Below are 17,498 nucleotides of genomic sequence, written 5' to 3'. Positions count from 1 at the left end.
CTGCCCTCCAATCCAGCTGACAGGATCGAGACGAAAACATGGCCGAACAGGAAGGCGCGGGCGCCCAGGAGCAGTTCACCAACGGCGCGGACAACCAGCCGCAGGCGGGGCTGATCTCCCAATATGTCAAGGATCTGTCGTTCGAGAATCCCAATTCGCCGGCGGTCTATCAATGGAGCGAGCAGCCGCGCGTCGACGTGCAGTTCAACATCGGCGCGCAGCGCGTGGGCGAGGAGTTCCACGAGGTGCTGCTGAAGCTGGAGGTCACCGCGACCGCCCCTTCCGAGAACAAGACCGCGTTCGCCGTCGAGCTGACCTATGCCGGGCTGTTCGGCATCCGCAACGTGCCCGAAGAGCAGATCCAGCCCTTCCTGCTGACCGAAGCGCCGCGGCTGATCTTCCCCTTCGCCCGCCGCGTCCTTGCCGATACCGTGCGCGACGGCGGATTCCAGCCGCTGCTGCTCGACCCGATCGACTTCAACGCGCTCTACCTGCAGCAGGCGCAGGCCGCGAGCGGCGTCGGCGGCGAGGAGATCTCGTTCGACACCAGCGGCAACGCCTGACCGGACCGGCGGCCGGACTGCGCCGGTGAACCTGCTCAAATCGACCGGCACGATCGGCGGGCTGACGCTGGTCAGCCGGGTGTTCGGCTTCGTGCGAGACATCTTGCTCGCGCGCGTGCTGGGCGCGGGCGTTGCGGCGGATGCCTATCAGCTCGCCTTCCGCCTGCCCAACACCTTCCGCCGGCTGTTCGCCGAGGGCGCCTTCTCCGTGGCGTACGTGCCGATGTTCAGCCGCAAGCTGCACGGCGAAGGCGGGCTGCCCGAGGCGGAGAATTTCAGCCGCGACGTACTGTCGGTGTTCGTGCCGATCCTGCTCGGCTTCACCGCGCTGTTCCTCCTCATCATGCCCTGGTTCGTGCTGGCGCTGGCGAGCGAGTTCCGCGAGGTGCCGGGCAAGTTCGAGCTGGCGGTGGAGCTGTCGCGCTACGCCTTCCCCTATCTGTTCTTCATCAGCCTGGTCTCGCTCTTGACCGGCATCCTCAATTCGATGTCGCGCTTCGGGCCGGGCGCGTCGGCGCCGATCCTGTTCAACCTGACGCTGATCAGCGGCATATTGCTGGGCGGCTATCTCCGGCCGCCGGGCGGCGGCGACGTCATCGTCGTCCAGGTGCTCGCGGCGTTCGTCTCGCTGTCCGGCCTCGTTCAGCTGATCTGGCTGTGGTGGTTCGTGCGCAGGGAAGGCATTTCGCTGAAGCTGAGGCGGCCGCGCTTCACCGGCGACGTGCGCGAGCTGGGGCGGATCATCCTGCCGGCGACCTTCGGTGCGGGGATCTATCAGGTCAGCCAGTTCATCGACACCTTCTTCGCGACAAGGCTGCCGACGGGCACGCTGACTCATCTGGCGATGGCCGACCGGCTGAACCAGATGCCGCTGGGGGTGATCGGCATCGCGCTCGGCACCGCGATCCTCCCCGCGCTGTCGCGCCATATCGTCCAGAACGACGAGAGCGGCGCGCGCGGGCTGCAGGGGCAGGCGATCGAGCTCGCCATGCTGCTGACCTTGCCCGCCGCCGCCGCGCTCGCGGTATGCGCCGGGCCGCTGGTCGACGGCTTCTTCGTCGGCGGGCGCTTCACGCCGGAGGACGGGCGCGTGACCGCGGCGGTGCTGCAGATGATCGTCGTCGGCCTGCCCGCCTATGTGCTGGTCAAGATCCTGATTCCCGGTTTCTTCGCGCGCAAGGACACGCGCACGCCGGTGTGGACCGCGCTCGCCGCGCTGATCGTCAACGTCATCCTGATCGTGCTGCTGATCGGCCGCTACGGCATCATCGGGCTGGTCGCGGCGGGCGCGGCGGCGGCGTGGTTCAACACCTTCCTGCTCTACGCGATCCTGTCGCGGCGCGGGCATTACCGGCTGCAGGGCGCGGTCGCCCGGCGGATCGCGCTGCAGCTGCTCGCGACCGGCGCGATGGTGGTTGCGCTCCTGCTGGTCCGCTCCAATATCGGCTTCCTGCTGGCCGGCGGCACCGTGGCGAAGCTGGCGGCGATCGCGGTGCTCGTCGGGATCGGCCTCGCCGTCTATGGCGCGGTCGCCTGGGTGATCGGCGCGGTCGATCGCGAACAGATCATGATGCTGCTCCGGCGCAAGCCCGCCGACGCCTGATCGTTGCAACCGTTCGTCGCACGCCGAGAACATTCAAGCGCTATTCATGCGTTTGGGCGCATGGTAGGCTCAACCCAGCAACGTCTTGGTTTTGCACATTCAAAAAGGTCGTTTGCCATGTACAAATCCCTCAAGATGCTCGGTATCGCATCGCTGCTCGCTGTCAGCGCATGCGCCACGGGCTTCCGCGCCGATGTCGCGCGCTTCCAACAGCTGCCGCCCGCGCAGGGCGAGACCTTCTACGTCCAGGCGTCGGATCCGAAGCTGCAGGGCGGCATCGAGTTCAACCAATATGCCCAGATGGTCACCGCGCGGATGGTCCAGCAGGGCTATCAGCCGGCCTCCTCGCCATCGAACGCGGCGCTGCGCGTGACGATCGACTATGACGTCGATACGGGCCGCGAACGCGTCGTCTCGACCGGCTTCGGCGGCGGCTATGGCTTCGGCTATCCCTATCGCTGGGGCGCCCGGCGCGCCTGGCTGTACGGCTTCCATGATCCGTTCGCCTGGGGTCCGGGCTATGGCGACGTGTCGAGCTACACCATCTACACCAGCGAGCTCGACATGCAGATCGAACGCGCCGGCAGCGGCGAGCGCCTGTTCGAAGGCACCGCCCGCGCCCGCTCGCGCGACGACGACCTGCAATATCTGGTGCCCAACCTGATCGACGCGATGTTCGCGGGCTTCCCGGGACGTTCGGGCGAGACGGTGAACATCACGCTGCCGCCGCGGCGCTGACGGCAAGCGCCCAGCGAAAGCTGGGCGCGAGCGCACCCGGCAGCGCCCGGCCGGCGGCGCCCCAAGCGCCGTCCGACGACACGGGATCTAGTCCCGTGTCGGGCGTTGGATGGAGAGCGTCACAGGCGTCTTCCTGCCTGGCATCCCCCTCCACCACCCTTCGAGTGGTCCCCCTCCCCCAGACAAGCTGGGGGAGGATTTTCTTATCCTTCGAGCTGCCGGATCAACGCCCGCACGTCGCCGTCCAGGTCGCTGTCGCTTCCGCGAAGCTCCTCGATCCGGCGCACCGCGTGGATCACGGTCGAGTGATCGCGGCCGCCGAACTTGCGGCCGATCTCCGGTAGCGACCTCAGCGTCATCCGCTTGGCGAGATACATCGCGATCTGGCGCGGCCTCGCCACCGCGCGGGCGCGGCGGGCGGAGAGCAGGTCTGTCGTGCGCAGCGAGAAATGCGCCGCGACCGCCTTCTGGATATCGTCGATGGTGATCTTGCGCTGCACGCCGCGCAGCACGTCGGCCAGCGTCTTCTCGGCGAAATCCATGTCGATCCGCTGATCGGTCAGGAGCGCATAGGCGACCAGCCGGTTGAGCGCGCCCTCCAGCTCGCGGACATTGCCGCCGATCCGCGTCGCGAGCAGCTCGACCACGTCCTCGGGCACCCCGGCATCCCCCAGCTCGGCGAGCTTGGCGTCGAGGATCGCGCGGCGCAGCTCGGGCTCGGGCGGCTGGATCGAGGCGACGAGGCCATAGCCGAGCCGCGAGAGGATGCGCGATTCGACGCCCTCCAGATCGTGCGGGCTGCGGTCGGCCGAGATCACCAGCCGCTTGCCCGCGCCGATCACCTCGTTGACAGTATGGAAGAATTCCTCCTGCGTCGCCTCCTTGCCGGCGATGAACTGGATGTCGTCGATCATCAGCAGATCGGCCGAGCGCAGCCGCGCCTTGAAGCTCAACGTGTCGCGGGCGCGCATCGCCGAGACGAACTCGAACATGAACTTCTCGGCCGACATGGTGACGATCGACGCGTCGGGATGGCTCGCGCGGAAGGCGTGGCCGATCGCGTGCATCAGGTGCGTCTTGCCGAGGCCTGTCGCCGAATGGAGGAACAGCGGGCTGTAGCGCGGCACGCCCGGCGCGGCGATCGCCTGCGCAGCGTTCAAGGCCAGCCGGTTCGATTCGCCGACGACGAAGCGATCGAAGGTGAAGCGCGGATCGAACGGATCGTGATGCACCGGCGATGGCCCGGGCGCCTCGGCGACGGGCTTGAGCGCGACCACCGCCTGCGCGCGCCGCGTGTCGCAGGTCTCGACCGAAAGGCCGGAGAAGCCCGGCAGCGAATCGCGAAAGGCCATCGCCAAGCGATCCTCATAATGCTGCGCGACCCAGCTGGTCATGAAGTCCGAGGGCAATCCCAGCCGCACCGATCCGGCGCGCTCGCCCGCGCCCAGGAGCACCATCGGCCTGAGCCACTGGTCGAACACGCGCGCGCCCGCGCTCTTGCGCAGCTGCGCGCGGACCGCCGCCCATGCATCGGCGAGCGCCTGTTCTTCCGGACCCAATTCGACAGCGGCAAGGCTCAACAGACACACCCCTTCTCTTCCGGAAGCACGGGCCGCTTCCGAACCGGTTACACCGACAGCAATTTGCCCCCGTGCCGGGCGAGCCCGGCGCAGCCCTTACGCTTGCTGGTAGCCGCGACGATGAGACTCGCCACGGCGAGCGACTGTTTTAGGAACAGCGCGGCTGCGCGATCAAGGTCATCAAAATGAAATATGCGGCTTGACTCGGATCAAGCGAAGGAAACCCGTCGAATATTTGATATCCCGTTGTTTCCAGATGATTATTCAAGCCGCCGCCTGTGGATGACCTGTGCGAATCGCGGTGATTCCTGACATCTGCCGCGCACACGAAAAAACCCGCCGGGGAAGGCCGGCGGGTTGTTCGATTTGCGTTCCGCCTGGGCGGGCTCAGCCGAGGTTGGCGACCGCCTTGGTCAGCCGCGCGAACTTCCGCGAGGCGGTGTTCTTGTGCAGCACGCCGCGCGCGACGCCGCGGGCCAGCTCAGGCTGCGCGGCGGCCAGCGCCTCGGCGGCGGCCGCCTTGTCGCCCGCGCCCAGAGCGGCTTCGACCCGCTTCACGAAGGTGCGGATGCGACCAACGCGGTTGCCGTTGATCTCCGCGCGGCGGTTGTTCCGCCGGATCCGCTTTTTCGCCTGGGGCGTGTTCGCCATGTCTTGCCTCGAAACCCGATGATAAATGAAAAAGGGGCGCGGAACCGCCCGCGACCCTTTGAGGGGCGGCGCATACTGCAACGCTTCGTTTCGGTCAACCTCAGGCTGACCGGCTCCTTCTCCGTCACCCCGGACCTGTTCCGGGGTCCATCGTGCGGCATGTACGGAGCAAGAAGCTCAGACCCTCGCGCTCGCGGCTTGATGGACCCCGGAACAAGTCCGGGGTGACGGGTTAAGGTGATGAGGCATAGTTGCCTAGCGCTGGCAGGTTGGGCAGAAAAAGGTCGATCGTCCGCCGTCGACGCGGCGCCGGACGGTGCCGCCGCATGGGCATGCCTCCCCTTCCCGGCCATAGACGCGGAACTGCTTCGAGAAATAGCCCAGCTCGCCGTCGGGCCGGGCATAGTCGCGCAAGGACGATCCGCCCGCCTCGATCGCCGCGAGCAGCACCGCGCGCACCGCTTCGGCAAGACGCTTCAGTTGCGGTCCGGTGATCTTTCCGGCCGGGCGAGTCGGCGCGATCCGCGCGAGGTTGAGCGCTTCGCACACATAGATGTTGCCAAGCCCCGCGACGATTCGCTGATCGAGCAGCAGCGGCTTGACCGGCGCGGTCCGGCCGGCGAACGCCTTCCGCAGGTGCTCGGCGGTGAAATCGGGGCCGAGCGGCTCCGGGCCGAGCGCCGCGAAGGGCGGCCATTCGGCGACCGCCTCGGTCGGGACCAGATCGACCGAACCGAAACGCCGTGGATCGTTGAGCGCGACGCTGCGCCCGGCGTCGGTTTCGATCACCAGATGGTCGTGCGGCAGCAGCTGGGCGGGATCGAGGCGCCAACGCCCCGACATGCCGAGATGGAAGATCATCGTGTCGCCGCGGGTCGTGGCGATCAGGCCGTATTTCGCGCGCCGCGAAAGCCCGGTGACGCGCGCCCCGGTCAGCCTCTGCCCGAGATCGGGCGGAAAGGCGCGGCGCAGATCGGCGCGGCGGACGAGCACGCGCGAGAGCACGCGCCCCTCGAGCACGGGCGCGAGGCCGCGGACGGTGGTTTCGACTTCGGGAAGCTCGGGCACGGGCACGCGCTAGGTTGCGTTTGCGGGTCGCGCAAGGCGCGGCTAGAGCGCAGGGCCATGACCGACACCGTATCCTTCGGCTATCAGCAGGTCGCGCCGCACGAAAAGACCGCGCGCGTCGGCGGAGTCTTCTCGAGCGTCGCCAGCCGCTACGACCTGATGAACGACGCCATGTCGGGCGGGCTGCACCGGCTGTGGAAGGACCGCTTCGTCCGGCTGGTCAAGCCGCGCGCCGGCGAGGCGATCCTCGACATGGCGGGCGGCACCGGCGACATCGCCTTCCGCCTCGCCAGGTCGGGCGCGCAGGTGACGGTGGCGGACATCAATCCCGATATGCTCGCCGTCGGCATGGACCGCGCGGCGAGACGCGGCATCGAGGGGCTGATCTGGTCCGAGCAGAATGCCGAGACGCTCGGCTTCGCCGACAAGAGCTTCGACGCCTACACCATCGCCTTCGGCATAAGGAACGTGACCGACATTCCCGCGGCGCTGCGCGAGGCGCACCGCGTGCTCAGGCGCGGCGGACGCTTCTTCTGCCTCGAATTCTCGACCACCTTGTGGCCCGGCTTCGCCGACGTGTACGACGCCTATTCGCACCGGATCGTCCCCAAGCTGGGCAAGCTCCTGGCGCATGACGAGGACAGCTATCGCTACCTGATCGAATCGATCCGCCGCTTTCCCGACATGCCGGCGTTCGAGGCGATGATCGCCGAGGCGGGCTTCGTGGGCACCCGCGTCGAGCCGGTGCTGGGCGGGTTGGTGGCCATCCACAGCGGCTGGAAGATTTGATGGATCGCGATCCGTTACTCCCCTCCCTGGAAGGGAGGGGCCGGGGGTGGGTTTCCCTCCGCGAGCGCAACGCCGGTGGAGAGGAACCCACCCCTAACCCCTCCCTTCCAGGGAGGGGAATCATCATCGCATGACCGCGCCCGTCATCCATCTCTGGCGGATCTTCAAATGGGGGCGCATCCTCGCGCGTCACGGGGCGTTGAGGGGCATCGAGCGCGATCCGCTGACGCCGCCGCCGGTGCGCCGCATCGCCCGGCTGGCGCGTTTCGGCGCGCGCGTGCCCAAGGTGCCGGCCTATGCCGACGCGTTGCAGGCGATCGGGCCGGCGGCGATCAAGTTCGGCCAGACGCTCGCCACGCGGCCCGATCTGGTCGGCGAGGAGGCGGCGCACGATCTGATGCGCCTGCAGGACGCGCTGCCGCCGGTGGCGTTCGATCTGATCTGCGAACAGATGGTCCAGAGCCTGGGCAAGCCGGTCGACGCGCTGTTCGCCTCGATCGATCCCGAGCCGATCGGCGCCGCCTCGATCGCGCAGGTGCACAGCGCCGTCACCACCGACGGGCGCAGGGTCGCGGTCAAGGTGCTGCGCCCCGGGGTCGAGGCCGAGTTCGCCCGCGCGATCGACACCTATGAATGGGCGGCGGCGCAGGTCGAGGGCATGGGCCGCGAGACGCGGCGGCTGCGCCCGCGGCTGGTGGTCGAGACGTTCAAGCGCTGGACCGCGCGCGAGCTCGACCTCCGCCGCGAAGGCGCGTCGGCCTCCGAACTGCGCGAGGCGATGGAGGCCGAGCCGGGCTTCACCGTGCCCGCGATCGACTGGCAGCGCACGTCGGGCAAGGTGCTGACGCTCGAATGGGTCGACGGGATCAAGCTGTCGAAACGCGAGGAATTGATCGCCGCCGGGCACGACACCGCGCATCTCGCGCAAATCCTGATCCGCGCCTTCCTGCGCCAGGCGATCTCCGAAGGCTTCTTCCACGCCGACATGCACCAGGGCAATCTGTTCGCGCTGGCCGACGGGCGGATCGCGGCGATCGACTTCGGCATCATGGGCCGCATCGACCGCCGCGCGCGGGTGTGGCTGGCGGAGATCCTCTACGGCCTGATCACGGGCAATTACGCCCGCGTCGCGGAGATCCATTTCGAGGCGGGCTATGTGCCGCCGCACCACAGCGTCGACGAGTTCGCGACCGCGCTGCGCGCGGTGGGCGAGCCCATGCGCGGGCTGCCGGTCAAGGAGATGTCGGTCGGCGCGATGCTCGACGGGCTGTTCGCCATCACCCGCGACTTCGACATGCAGACCCAGCCGCACCTGCTGCTGCTGCAGAAGACGATGGTGATGGTGGAGGGCGTGGCCACCAGGCTCGATCCCGACATCAACATGTGGGACGCCGCCGCCCCCTTCATCCGCGAATGGATCAGGACCGAGCTGGGGCCGGAGGCCTGGGTCGCCGACCGTATCGTCCGCGACGTGCGCACCCTCGCCCGCCTGCCCGACCTGATCCGCAATATAGAGGCGCGCTATCCCCCGCCCGGCGGCGCTCCGCCCTCTCCGCCGCTCAAGGAGATCGAGGTGGTGCGGATCGGCGGCGGCTGGCGCTATGCGGCGGTGGCGGTTCTCGCGGCGCTTGGCGGTGCTGCGGCGATGTGGGTGATATTGTGATCTGTCCTACATCGGCCATGCGATGCTATGGGACTGGAATGGCCCCGCGCTTCGCCCCTGCCGCCACCCGGTTCACGGCGATCGGCGGGAGGGAGAGTGATATGACGCCTGGTCTCACTTTCCTCACCTTTCGGACCATCGGGACCCGTTCCGCATGACCGCGACTCGGCGCATCCTCCTGATCGTCGGCGGCGGGATCGCGGCGTACAAGGCGTGCGAGCTGGTGCGGCTGATCCGCAAGGCGGGCATGTCGGTGCGCTGCGTGCTGACCGCGGGCGGCGCGCAGTTCGTCACGCCGATGACGCTCGCCGCCTTGAGCGAGCAGCAGGTCCATACCAGCCTGTGGGATCTGAAGGACGAGGCGGAGATGGGCCATATCCAGCTCAGCCGCGAGGCCGATCTGGTGGTCGTCGCCCCCGCCACCGCCGATCTGCTGGCGAAGATGGCGGCGGGCATGGCCGACGATCTCGCCACGACTTTGCTGCTCGCGACCGACAAGCCGGTGCTCGCGGCACCGGCGATGAACGTGCGGATGTGGCAGCATGCCGCGACCATGCGCAATGTAGCGCAGCTCCGCGCGGACGGCGTGACGGTGATGGAGCCCGACGAAGGCCCGATGGCGTGCGGCGAATATGGCCCCGGCCGGCTGCCCGAACCCGAAGCGATCCTCGCGGCGATCGAGCATGCGCTCGCCGGACGCCCTCCCGCGCCGCCGATCTCGCGCGAGGCGGGAACGGCGCCCGTCAAGCCGCTGACCGGCAAGCACATCCTCGTCACCGCCGGGCCGACGCATGAGCCGATCGATCCGGTGCGCTACATCGCCAACCGGTCCTCGGGGAAACAGGGGTTCGCCATCGCCGCGGCGCTCGCCCGGCGCGGGGCGCGGGTGTCGCTCGTCGCCGGACCCGTGGCGCTGCCCACCCCGCCGGGGGTGACGCGCATCGATGTCGAGACCGCGCGCGAGATGGCGGCCGCGGTGGAGGCGGCGCTGCCGGCGGACGCCGCCGTGATGGTCGCCGCGGTGGCCGACTGGCGCACCGAAGGCGAACGCCAGAAGATCAAGAAGCAGGCGGGCGGCGCGACGCTCCACCTGACCGAGAACCCCGATATCCTCGCCGGGCTCGGCGCGCGCAAGGATCGCCCCCATTTGCTGATCGGCTTCGCGGCCGAGACCGAGAAGGTGATCGAGCACGCCACCGCCAAGCTCGCCCGCAAGGGGGCCGACTGGATCGTCGCCAACGACGTGTCCGGCGACGTGATGGGCGGCGATGCGAACACGGTCCACATCGTCAGCCAGGACGGGGTCGAGAGTTGGGATCGGATGGACAAGGCGGCCGTGGCCGACGCATTGGCGGAGAGGATCGCGAAAGCGCTGGCCTGAACGATTGTTCTTGATCTGTTCCAACCTATCTGCCATCCATGGAATGGGGAACAGGAGGATGGGATGGATTGCTACGTCACCCTCGGCGCGATCGACGCCGATCGCTCGAACGCCTTTTACGATGCCGTGCTGGGCACCATCGGCTGGTCTTCACACATGAGCTTTCCGGGTTGGCGCGCCTATTCGGCAGGCGGCGAGGGGAAAGGCCTGACCCTGTGGGTCTGCCAGCCGTTCGATGGCAATCCGGCGAGCGCGGGCAACGGCACGATGGTGGCTTTCGCCGCGGCTTCGCATGATGAGGTCGATGCGTTCCACGCCGCGGCGATGGCGCATGGCGGCAGCGACGAGGGCGCGCCGGGGCCCCGGCCCGATTTCGGACCGAAATGGTACGCGGCCTATATGCGCGACCCGACCGGAAACAAGATCGCGGCGGTCTTCAACGATTGAGGCGATCGGCGTTCGACAATTCGTTCGGCGGCGGTAAGGAGGCGCGATGACCAACGCCTCCATCGCCATCCTGATCAAGCGCCTGCCGCACGGGCAGGACCTGCCTCTTCCCGCCTACGCCACCAGCGGCGCGGCCGGCATGGACGTGGTCGCGGCCGAGGAGCTGACGCTCGCCCCCGGCGCGCGCCACGCCGTCGCCACCGGTTTCGCCATCGCGATTCCCGACGGCTATGAAGTCCAGGTGCGGCCGCGCTCGGGCCTGGCGCTCAAGCACGGCGTCACCTGCCTAAACACGCCCGGCACGATCGACAGCGACTATCGCGGCGAGGTGAAGGTGATCCTCGCCAATCTGGGCGACGCGCCCTTCCCCATCGCCCGCGGCGACCGCATCGCCCAGATCGTCCCCGCGCCGGTGCTGCGCGCCGGGCTGACCGAGGTCGCCGATCTTGACGATACTGAACGCGGCGCGGGCGGTTTCGGATCGACAGGCATCAATTCCGTTGACGGGGTTTCCGTGGTATCCAGCGCGTCATGAACAAGCCCGCTTCCGCCGCGACGTTCGAGCGCAACGAGCCGACCTATGACGACGACGGCTATGGCTGGGCAATGCGCCAAGCGACCTTACTTCGCGCCCGCCAGACCAATGCGCTCGACTGGGACAATATCGCCGAGGAAATCGAGAGCATGGGCAGACGGGAATACAACGCGACCGAATCGGCGTTGCGGATCGTGCTGCTGCATCTTCTGAAATGGGAACATCAGCCGATGCTCCGCACGCGATCCTGGTCGAGCTCGATCCGGGAACATCTTCGCCGTTTCGATCGTCTCCTGGCGGCAAATCCCGGCCTGAAATCGAGTCTCGATGAGATCGTGGCGGAAGCTTACAGGCAGGCACGGTATGAAGCCGCGCAGGAAACCGGATTTCTGCCGGAAACCTTTCCCGAAACACCGCCTTCATGGGAAAGAATACGAGCGCCGTTCGAGCTCTGAATCCATGATCGCCGAACCCAGCGACGCCGAGCTGGAGCGTTACGCCCGTCATATCGTGCTGCCCGAGATCGGCGGGCTGGGTCAGGTGAAGCTGCGCGCGGCGACGGTGGCGATCGTCGGGGCGGGCGGCATCGGATCGCCCGCGATCCAGTATCTCGCCGCCGCGGGGGTCGGGCGTTTGCGCATCGCCGATGATGACGAGGTCGCGCTGTCAAACCTCCAGCGGCAGACCCTGTTCGGCACGCAGGATGTCGGCCGCGGCAAGTGCGAGGTCGCGGCGGAGGCCGTCCACCATCTCAACCCGCATGTCGCGACCGAGCTGTGGCCCGAGCGGATCGAGGCGCACAACGCCGGCGATTTCGTGCAGGGGGCGAATGTCGTCGTCGACGGATCGGACAGCTTCGCGACGCGGCTGCTGGTCGCAGACGCCGCGCTCGCCGCGAAGGTGCCGCTGGTCTCCGCCGCTGTCGGCCGGTTCGAAGGCCAGCTCGCCACCTATCGCGGCTGGGAGCCGGACGCGCCTTGCTATCGCTGCCTCGTCGGCGCCGATCCCGGTCTCGCCGAGGTCAGTTGCGCCGAACAGGGCGTGCTCGGCGCGCTGACCGGCGTGATGGGAAGCCTCGCGGCGATGGAGGCCGTCCGCGCGATCACCGCCTTCGGCGAGGACGCGGCCGGCAAACTGCTGCTGTTCGACGCGCTGTCGCTGCGCGCACGCACGCTGACGCTCGCCAAGGACCCCGCCTGCGCCGCCTGCGGGCGATGAGCGGCATCACCATCATCCTCATCCGCGACGATCCGCCCGCCCTGCGCGCCGCGCTGACCATCGTCACCGCAACGGCGGCGCTGGGCCAGCGCGGGCGCATCTATCTGCACGAAGCCGCGGTTGCGATGCTGTGCCGCCCGATCGCCGACGCCGCCGACGCGGATTATCGCGCCAAGGGATTGCCCGACCTGGCCGGTCTGTTCGAGGTGGCGCTGTCGATGGGCGTCACGCTGATCGCCTGCCAGACCGGGCTGGCGCTGGGGGATCACGATGCCGAAGCGCTCGATCCGCGGGTGGAGACGGGCGGGCTGGTCGGCCTGATCGCGAGCCTTGGCGACGACAGGCTGATCGCGCTCTGACCCTCGCCTTCTTGCCCCAAGCGGTGGCGATGCCCACTTGCCGAGCTTGATCAATTCGGGAGTGACGCATGATCGATCTGCATTATTGGCCGACGCCCAACGGGCACAAGATCACGCTGTTCCTGGAAGAGGCGGGGCTCGATTACCGCATCGTCCCGGTCAACATCGGCACAGGCGAGCAGTTCGCGCCCGATTTCCTGAAGATCGCGCCCAACAACCGGATGCCGGCGATCGTCGACCATGCACCCGCCGACGGCGGCGAACCGATCAGCGTGTTCGAAAGCGGCGCGATCCTGATCTATCTCGGCAACAAGACCGGCCGCTTCGTCGGCGCGAACCAGCGCGAACGGATCGCGATCACCGAATGGCTGATGTGGCAGATGGGCGGGCTCGGCCCGATGCTGGGGCAGAACCATCATTTCAACCGTTATGCGCCCGAGAAGATCGAGTACGCCATCAACCGCTACGTCAACGAGACCAACCGGCTTTACGGCGTGCTCGACCGGCGCCTGGCGGGGCGCGAGTTCATCGCCGGCGATTATTCGATCGCCGACATGGCCTGCTATCCCTGGATCGTGCCGCACGAGGCGCAGGGGCAGCGGCTGGAGGACTTCCCCAACCTCAAGCGCTGGTTCGAGGCAATCCGCGAACGCCCCGCGACGATCCGCGCCTATGAGAAGGGCAAGGCCGTCAACGACAGCAGCCGGCCGATGAGCGAAGAGGCCAAGAAGGTCCTGTTCGGCCAGACCGCGGCGACGGGGCGGTGATACTTGTTCCTCCCCCAGCTTGTCTGGGGGAGGGGGACCACGCGTAGCGTGGTAGAGGGGGAGCGCCAGGAGCGCATCGTGTGTAGCCGCCTCCCTCCCGCCTTCGGCAGTCCCCCTCCCCCGCTTCGCGAGGGAGGATTTAGTTGTCCTTTCCCGGCCGTCGGCTCAATCCGACATCGAGGTGCGAGCCGGCATCGACCAGCAGGATCTCGCCCGTTACCGCGCGCATTGCTGGATCGAGCAGCGAGACGACCGGCGCGGCGACGTCCTCCGCCATTGTCGCGAGGCCCATCGGCACCGAGGCGGCGATGCGCTGGTTGAGCTTGGCGAAGCCTTCCGCGCCCAGCCGCTTTTCGAACCAGCCGGTGCCGACATAGCCGGGCGCGACTGCGTTGACCCGGATCGCAGGCGCCAGCACGCGCGCCATGCTGAGTGTCAGCGTGCTGAGCGCCCCCTTCGACGCGGCATAGGCGGCCGACGACCCCATGCCGAACTCGCCCGCGACGCTGGCGATGTTGACCACCGCCGATGCGTCGCCTTCGCGCATCGCCGGGGCGCAGGCGCGGATCATCTGGAATGCGGCGATCACGTTGAGCTTGTAGATGTCGACGAAATCCTCGGCGCTGAGCGCCTCCAGATCCTCGTGGTTGGCGAACTTGGTCCGCCCCGCGTTGTTGACGAGGAAATCGATCCGCCCGAACGCGTCGGTCGCGGCCCGCGCCAGATCGCGGCAGGCGGCGTCGTCGACGATATCCGCCTGCACCGCGATCGCGCCTTCGCCCACCTCCGCCGCCAGCGCCTCGGCGTCGTCGCGGCTGGAGGCATAGTTGATCACGCAGCGCACACCCTGACCGGCCAGCCGGCGCACGATCGCCGCGCCGATGCCGGTGCCGCCGCCGGTGACGATCGCGACGCGGCCCTTCATGCCCGCGCACTCGGCCGGGCGGAGGCGCGGGCGTGCCAGGCGCGCAGGTTCGCGGCATCCTCGGGCATCTCGATGCCGATGAAGCCGGCGAAATCGATCGTCGTGAGCAGCACGATATCGGCCATCGAATAATCCTCGCTCGCCAGCCATTCTCGCCCCTGGAGCTGCCGGTCGAAGAATCCCATCGCGCTCGCCACCTTGGCGCGGTTGCTCTCGCCGAAATCCTTGTATTGCGGCACGACGGCCTTCGCGGTGAAAGGATGGGTGTGCGCCCAGACCATGCCGACAGGGGTCATCAACACCATTTCGGCGCGACGCAGATGCATGTCGATCAGCGCGATTTCGGTAGGCGTCCGGCCGAACAGCGGCGACTGCCCATGCTCTGCCTCGAACCAGCGGCAAATCGAGACGCTTTCCGTAATCGCGGTTCCATCGTCGAGCACCAGGGTCGGTACCTGGCCGAGCGGGTTGATCGCCGTGAACTCCGGCGATTTCTGCTCACGCGCGGGAATCGAGAGCGGCTTCATCGGCACCTCGATCCCGCGTTCGGCGAGATAGATGCGCACGCGGCGCGGATTCGGCGCGGGATTGGGCGCGTCATAGAACAGCATAGTCTCTCCCCGTTTTCGAAAAATGCGTATGGCATTTTGCCCGGACGCAATCTACCCATTCCGCCATGAACACGGCACGCGAAATCCTGGAAGGCGCATTCGGTACGATTCCCAGCCTGATCAGGCTCCATGCCGTCGAGCGCCCCGATGCGGTCGCGCTGGCGATGGACGGCGCGAGCATGACCTATCGCCGGCTAAATCGCGAGATGGATCGCGTCGCCGCCGGGCTGCAGCGCGACGGCATCCGCCCGGGCGAGGCCGTGGCGATCGTCTCCGCCACGTCGATCCCTTATGCGGTCGCTTTCCTAGGGATCCTGCGCGCCGGCGCCGCGGCAGCCCCGCTCGCTCCGTCCTCAACGCCCGAGAGCCTGGCGGCGATGATCGGCGACTGCGGCGCGCGGATCGTGTTCGTCGATGCGGACAATGCCGCCGCGCTGGAGGGGCAGCCGATCGGTGCGCGGGTGATCCGCCTCGACGACAGCGCAGCGCCGCGCTGGGCGGATTGGCTGCCGGTGCAGGATACGGCACCCGCGCCGGTCGAGATCGGCCCCGACGATCCGTTCAACATCATCTATTCGAGCGGCACCACCGGCACGCCCAAGGGCATCGTCCAGCCGCACCGGATGCGCTGGGCGCATGTCGCGCGAAACGCCGCTGCCGGCTTCGACACCGCGGTGACGATGATCGCGACGCCGCTCTATTCGAACACGACTTTGGTCAGCTTCTTCCCGACGCTCGCTTGGGGCGGCACGGCGGTGCTGATGGGCAAGTTCGATGCGCGGGCGTTTCTGGAAAGCGCCGAACGCTGGCGCGCGACGCACGCGATGCTGGTGCCCGTCCAATACAGCCGCATCATGGCCGATCCCGAGTTCGACCGCTTCGACCTGACGAGCTTTCGCCTCAAGACCTGCACCTCCGCCCCCTTCTCCGCGGCGCTCAAGGCCGATGTCGTGGCGCGTTGGCCGGGGCTGCTGGTCGAATATTACGGGATGACCGAGGGCGGCGGCACCTGCGCGCTGGTCTGCAACCAGTTTCCCGACAAGCTGCACACCGTCGGGCGCCCGGTAGAAGGGCACGACATCCGCCTGATCGACGACGACGGCAAGGAAGTGCCGCAGGGCGAGATGGGCGAGGTCGTCGGCCGTTCCCCGGCGATGATGAGCGGCTATCACGGCCGCAAGGACGCGACTGACGAAGCGGCATGGTTCGACGCCGAGGGCAATCGCTTCATCCGCCACGGCGATGTCGGTCGGTTCGACGCGGACGGTTTCCTGACGCTGCTCGACCGCAAGAAGGATCTGATCATCTCGGGCGGATTCAACATCTATCCGAGCGATCTGGAGGCGGTGCTGGCGCAGCATCCGGCGGTCGCCGACTGCAGCGTGATCGGCGTGCCGAGCGAAGCATGGGGCGAGACGCCCGTCGGCTTCTATGTGCCGCGCGACGCGACATCCGCCGCCGATATCCTCGCCGCGACCAACGCCAGGCTCGGCAAGACCCAGCGGCTGTCCGGGCTGCACCCGATCGACCAGCTGCCGAGGAGCGCAATCGGCAAGGTGCTGAAGCGCGAGTTGCGCGACCGGTTGAAGGAGACCGCATGACCAGCCTGCCCGAGATTCTCGCTGCCGCGACCCCGATGGAGAATGGCCTTCGGATGGAGATTCCGGCAAGCTGGATGCAGGGGCGCACCGCTTATGGCGGCGTATCTTCGGCGATGGCGCTGCATGCTGCGCAGCAATTGACACCCGATCTGCCGCCGCTTCGATCGGCGCAGGTGTCGTTCGTCGGTCCGCTGGCGGGTGGAGTCGATGTCACCGCCCGTCTGCTCCGCCGGGGCAAGAATGCGGCCTGGGTGCAGGCCGATGTGACAAGCGAGGCGGGGCTTGGCCTGGCCGCGACTTTCGTCTTCGTCCGCGACATGGAGTCGAAGGTCGCGCACAAGGAGGCGCCCGCGCCAGACTTCCCCCTGCCGGACCCCGATACGGTGACGTACAAGGGACCCAAGGACTTCTTCATCCACAATTTCGAGCTGGTCGACGACCGCAGCGACGCGCGCGGCAAATCCGAATGGCTGCGCTGGGTGCGGCTGGACGAGCGCGAAGGGCTTGACCCGATGGTGCATTTGATCGCGGTCGCCGATGCGCTGCCGCCGGCGGCGTTCAAGCTGATCGGCGGCCCCGCGCCGGTCTCCTCGATGACATGGCTGTGCAACCTGCTGACGCCCGAGCCCAGGACGCGCGACGGCTGGTGGCTGTTGCGGGCCGTTTCCGAATATGCCGCCAACGGCTGTTCGAGCCAGACGATGGCGATCTGGAACGCCGATGGCGAGCCGATCGCCACCCAGATGCAGAGCGTCGCGCTGTTTGTTTGAGAGATCCTCCCCCAGCTTGTCTGGGGAGGGGGAATAGCCGCGAGCGTCGCGTTGGCGGCAAGCCCCCTCCACCATGCTACGCATGGTCCCCCTGTGGATTCGCATTTGAAGTGCAACGGTTGGAGGAAGGCTTCGGCTGGGGTTTGGAAGCCGAGGCATTTGCGGGGTGTATTGTTGTAGCGGCGGACGAGCTTGTCGATATCGTTGTTGGAGAAGGTGTCGAGGTTGG

General features: G+C 67.7%; 19 protein-coding genes and 1 pseudogene. 14 read left to right on the top strand and 6 right to left on the bottom strand.

Annotation, left to right across the window (positions count from 1 at the left end; translation table 11 throughout):
• Positions 1-38 precede the first annotated feature (38 nt).
• The 3 genes from secB to D1610_RS16450 all read left to right on the top strand — a co-directional run bounded on the left by secB (position 39) and on the right by D1610_RS16450 (position 2,904).
• A complete protein-coding gene (gene secB, locus D1610_RS16460) occupies positions 39-563 on the top strand; it encodes a protein-export chaperone SecB (protein ID WP_118865301.1) in 525 nt (174 codons plus the stop codon).
• A gap of 25 nt (positions 564-588) precedes the next feature.
• Complete coding sequence (gene murJ, locus D1610_RS16455; RefSeq protein WP_118865300.1) at positions 589-2,166, top strand: murein biosynthesis integral membrane protein MurJ; 1,578 nt, start codon at positions 589-591, stop codon at positions 2,164-2,166.
• 117 nt (positions 2,167-2,283) lie between these two features.
• Positions 2,284-2,904 (top strand): DUF4136 domain-containing protein, encoded by a 621-nt coding sequence (locus D1610_RS16450; protein WP_118865299.1) that lies wholly within the window; start codon positions 2,284-2,286, stop codon positions 2,902-2,904.
• Between the two features lie 203 nt (positions 2,905-3,107).
• Here the strand turns inward: D1610_RS16450 and dnaA are convergent, their stop codons facing one another.
• The 3 genes from dnaA to mutM form a co-directional block, all read right to left on the bottom strand.
• Positions 3,108-4,484 carry a chromosomal replication initiator protein DnaA gene (gene dnaA / locus D1610_RS16445; RefSeq protein WP_182466884.1) on the bottom strand — a complete coding sequence of 459 codons (1,377 nt, stop codon included), beginning with the start codon at positions 4,482-4,484 and terminating at the stop codon, positions 3,108-3,110.
• 387 nt (positions 4,485-4,871) lie between these two features.
• Entirely contained in the window at positions 4,872-5,135 is a 264-nt protein-coding gene (gene rpsT / locus D1610_RS16440) for a 30S ribosomal protein S20 (protein WP_118865297.1), read from the bottom strand.
• Between the two features lie 255 nt (positions 5,136-5,390).
• On the bottom strand, positions 5,391-6,203 hold the full coding sequence (mutM, locus tag D1610_RS16435; protein ID WP_118865296.1) for a bifunctional DNA-formamidopyrimidine glycosylase/DNA-(apurinic or apyrimidinic site) lyase: 813 nt from the start codon (positions 6,201-6,203) through the stop codon (positions 5,391-5,393).
• A 57-nt stretch (positions 6,204-6,260) separates the two neighbouring features.
• Between mutM and D1610_RS16430 the strand changes: the two genes are divergently transcribed.
• The 9 genes from D1610_RS16430 to D1610_RS16390 all read left to right on the top strand — a co-directional run bounded on the left by D1610_RS16430 (position 6,261) and on the right by D1610_RS16390 (position 13,362).
• Positions 6,261-6,992 (top strand): class I SAM-dependent methyltransferase, encoded by a 732-nt coding sequence (locus tag D1610_RS16430; RefSeq protein WP_118865295.1) that lies wholly within the window; start codon positions 6,261-6,263, stop codon positions 6,990-6,992.
• Between the two features lie 130 nt (positions 6,993-7,122).
• Positions 7,123-8,655: a 2-polyprenylphenol 6-hydroxylase gene (gene ubiB, locus D1610_RS16425; RefSeq protein ID WP_118865294.1), complete on the top strand. Its 1,533-nt coding sequence runs from the start codon at positions 7,123-7,125 to the stop codon at positions 8,653-8,655.
• 154 nt (positions 8,656-8,809) lie between these two features.
• Positions 8,810-10,036 carry a bifunctional phosphopantothenoylcysteine decarboxylase/phosphopantothenate--cysteine ligase CoaBC gene (gene coaBC / locus D1610_RS16420; RefSeq protein ID WP_118865293.1) on the top strand — a complete coding sequence of 409 codons (1,227 nt, stop codon included), beginning with the start codon at positions 8,810-8,812 and terminating at the stop codon, positions 10,034-10,036.
• Positions 10,037-10,099: 63 nt separating this feature from the next.
• Positions 10,100-10,483, top strand: a complete 384-nt coding sequence (locus tag D1610_RS16415) for a VOC family protein (RefSeq protein ID WP_118865292.1) — start codon at positions 10,100-10,102, stop codon at positions 10,481-10,483.
• 46 nt (positions 10,484-10,529) lie between these two features.
• A complete protein-coding gene (dut, locus tag D1610_RS16410; RefSeq protein WP_118865291.1) occupies positions 10,530-11,018 on the top strand; it encodes a dUTP diphosphatase in 489 nt (162 codons plus the stop codon).
• On the top strand, positions 11,015-11,473 hold the full coding sequence (locus tag D1610_RS16405; protein ID WP_118865290.1) for a DUF29 domain-containing protein: 459 nt from the start codon (positions 11,015-11,017) through the stop codon (positions 11,471-11,473). The genes dut and D1610_RS16405 overlap by 4 nt, the downstream gene beginning before the upstream one ends.
• Before the next feature lie 4 nt (positions 11,474-11,477).
• Positions 11,478-12,236 (top strand): HesA/MoeB/ThiF family protein, encoded by a 759-nt coding sequence (locus tag D1610_RS16400; RefSeq protein ID WP_118865289.1) that lies wholly within the window; start codon positions 11,478-11,480, stop codon positions 12,234-12,236.
• Complete coding sequence (locus tag D1610_RS16395) at positions 12,233-12,595, top strand: DsrE family protein (protein WP_118865288.1); 363 nt, start codon at positions 12,233-12,235, stop codon at positions 12,593-12,595. The genes D1610_RS16400 and D1610_RS16395 overlap by 4 nt, the downstream gene beginning before the upstream one ends.
• A gap of 68 nt (positions 12,596-12,663) precedes the next feature.
• Positions 12,664-13,362, top strand: a complete 699-nt coding sequence (locus tag D1610_RS16390; RefSeq protein ID WP_118865287.1) for a glutathione binding-like protein — start codon at positions 12,664-12,666, stop codon at positions 13,360-13,362.
• Positions 13,363-13,501: 139 nt separating this feature from the next.
• On the opposite strand, the gene D1610_RS16385 is transcribed toward D1610_RS16390, so the two are convergent.
• Together D1610_RS16385 and D1610_RS16380 are read right to left on the bottom strand one after the other, a co-directional pair.
• Positions 13,502-14,287, bottom strand: a complete 786-nt coding sequence (locus D1610_RS16385) for an SDR family NAD(P)-dependent oxidoreductase (protein WP_118865286.1) — start codon at positions 14,285-14,287, stop codon at positions 13,502-13,504.
• Positions 14,284-14,898 (bottom strand): glutathione S-transferase family protein, encoded by a 615-nt coding sequence (locus D1610_RS16380; RefSeq protein ID WP_118865285.1) that lies wholly within the window; start codon positions 14,896-14,898, stop codon positions 14,284-14,286. Before D1610_RS16380 ends, D1610_RS16385 begins: the two co-directional genes overlap by 4 nt.
• Positions 14,899-14,963: 65 nt before the next feature.
• Here D1610_RS16380 and D1610_RS16375 point away from each other — a divergent pair, with 65 nt between their 5' ends.
• Together D1610_RS16375 and D1610_RS16370 are read left to right on the top strand one after the other, a co-directional pair.
• Positions 14,964-16,499: a class I adenylate-forming enzyme family protein gene (locus tag D1610_RS16375; RefSeq protein ID WP_118865284.1), complete on the top strand. Its 1,536-nt coding sequence runs from the start codon at positions 14,964-14,966 to the stop codon at positions 16,497-16,499.
• Positions 16,496-17,269 (top strand): thioesterase family protein, encoded by a 774-nt coding sequence (locus tag D1610_RS16370; protein ID WP_118865283.1) that lies wholly within the window; start codon positions 16,496-16,498, stop codon positions 17,267-17,269. The genes D1610_RS16375 and D1610_RS16370 overlap by 4 nt, the downstream gene beginning before the upstream one ends.
• Before the next feature lie 92 nt (positions 17,270-17,361).
• Here D1610_RS16370 and D1610_RS17645 read toward each other — a convergent pair.
• Positions 17,362-17,498: pseudogene (locus D1610_RS17645) on the bottom strand (IS30 family transposase); the annotation flags it as partial.

The organism is Sphingomonas gilva (assembly GCF_003515075.1).
GTDB classification, from domain to species: Bacteria; Pseudomonadota; Alphaproteobacteria; order Sphingomonadales; family Sphingomonadaceae; genus Sphingomonas; species Sphingomonas gilva.
The sequence above is the reverse complement of the archived record's forward strand: the minus strand, read 5'-3'. Positions and strand labels throughout refer to the sequence as shown.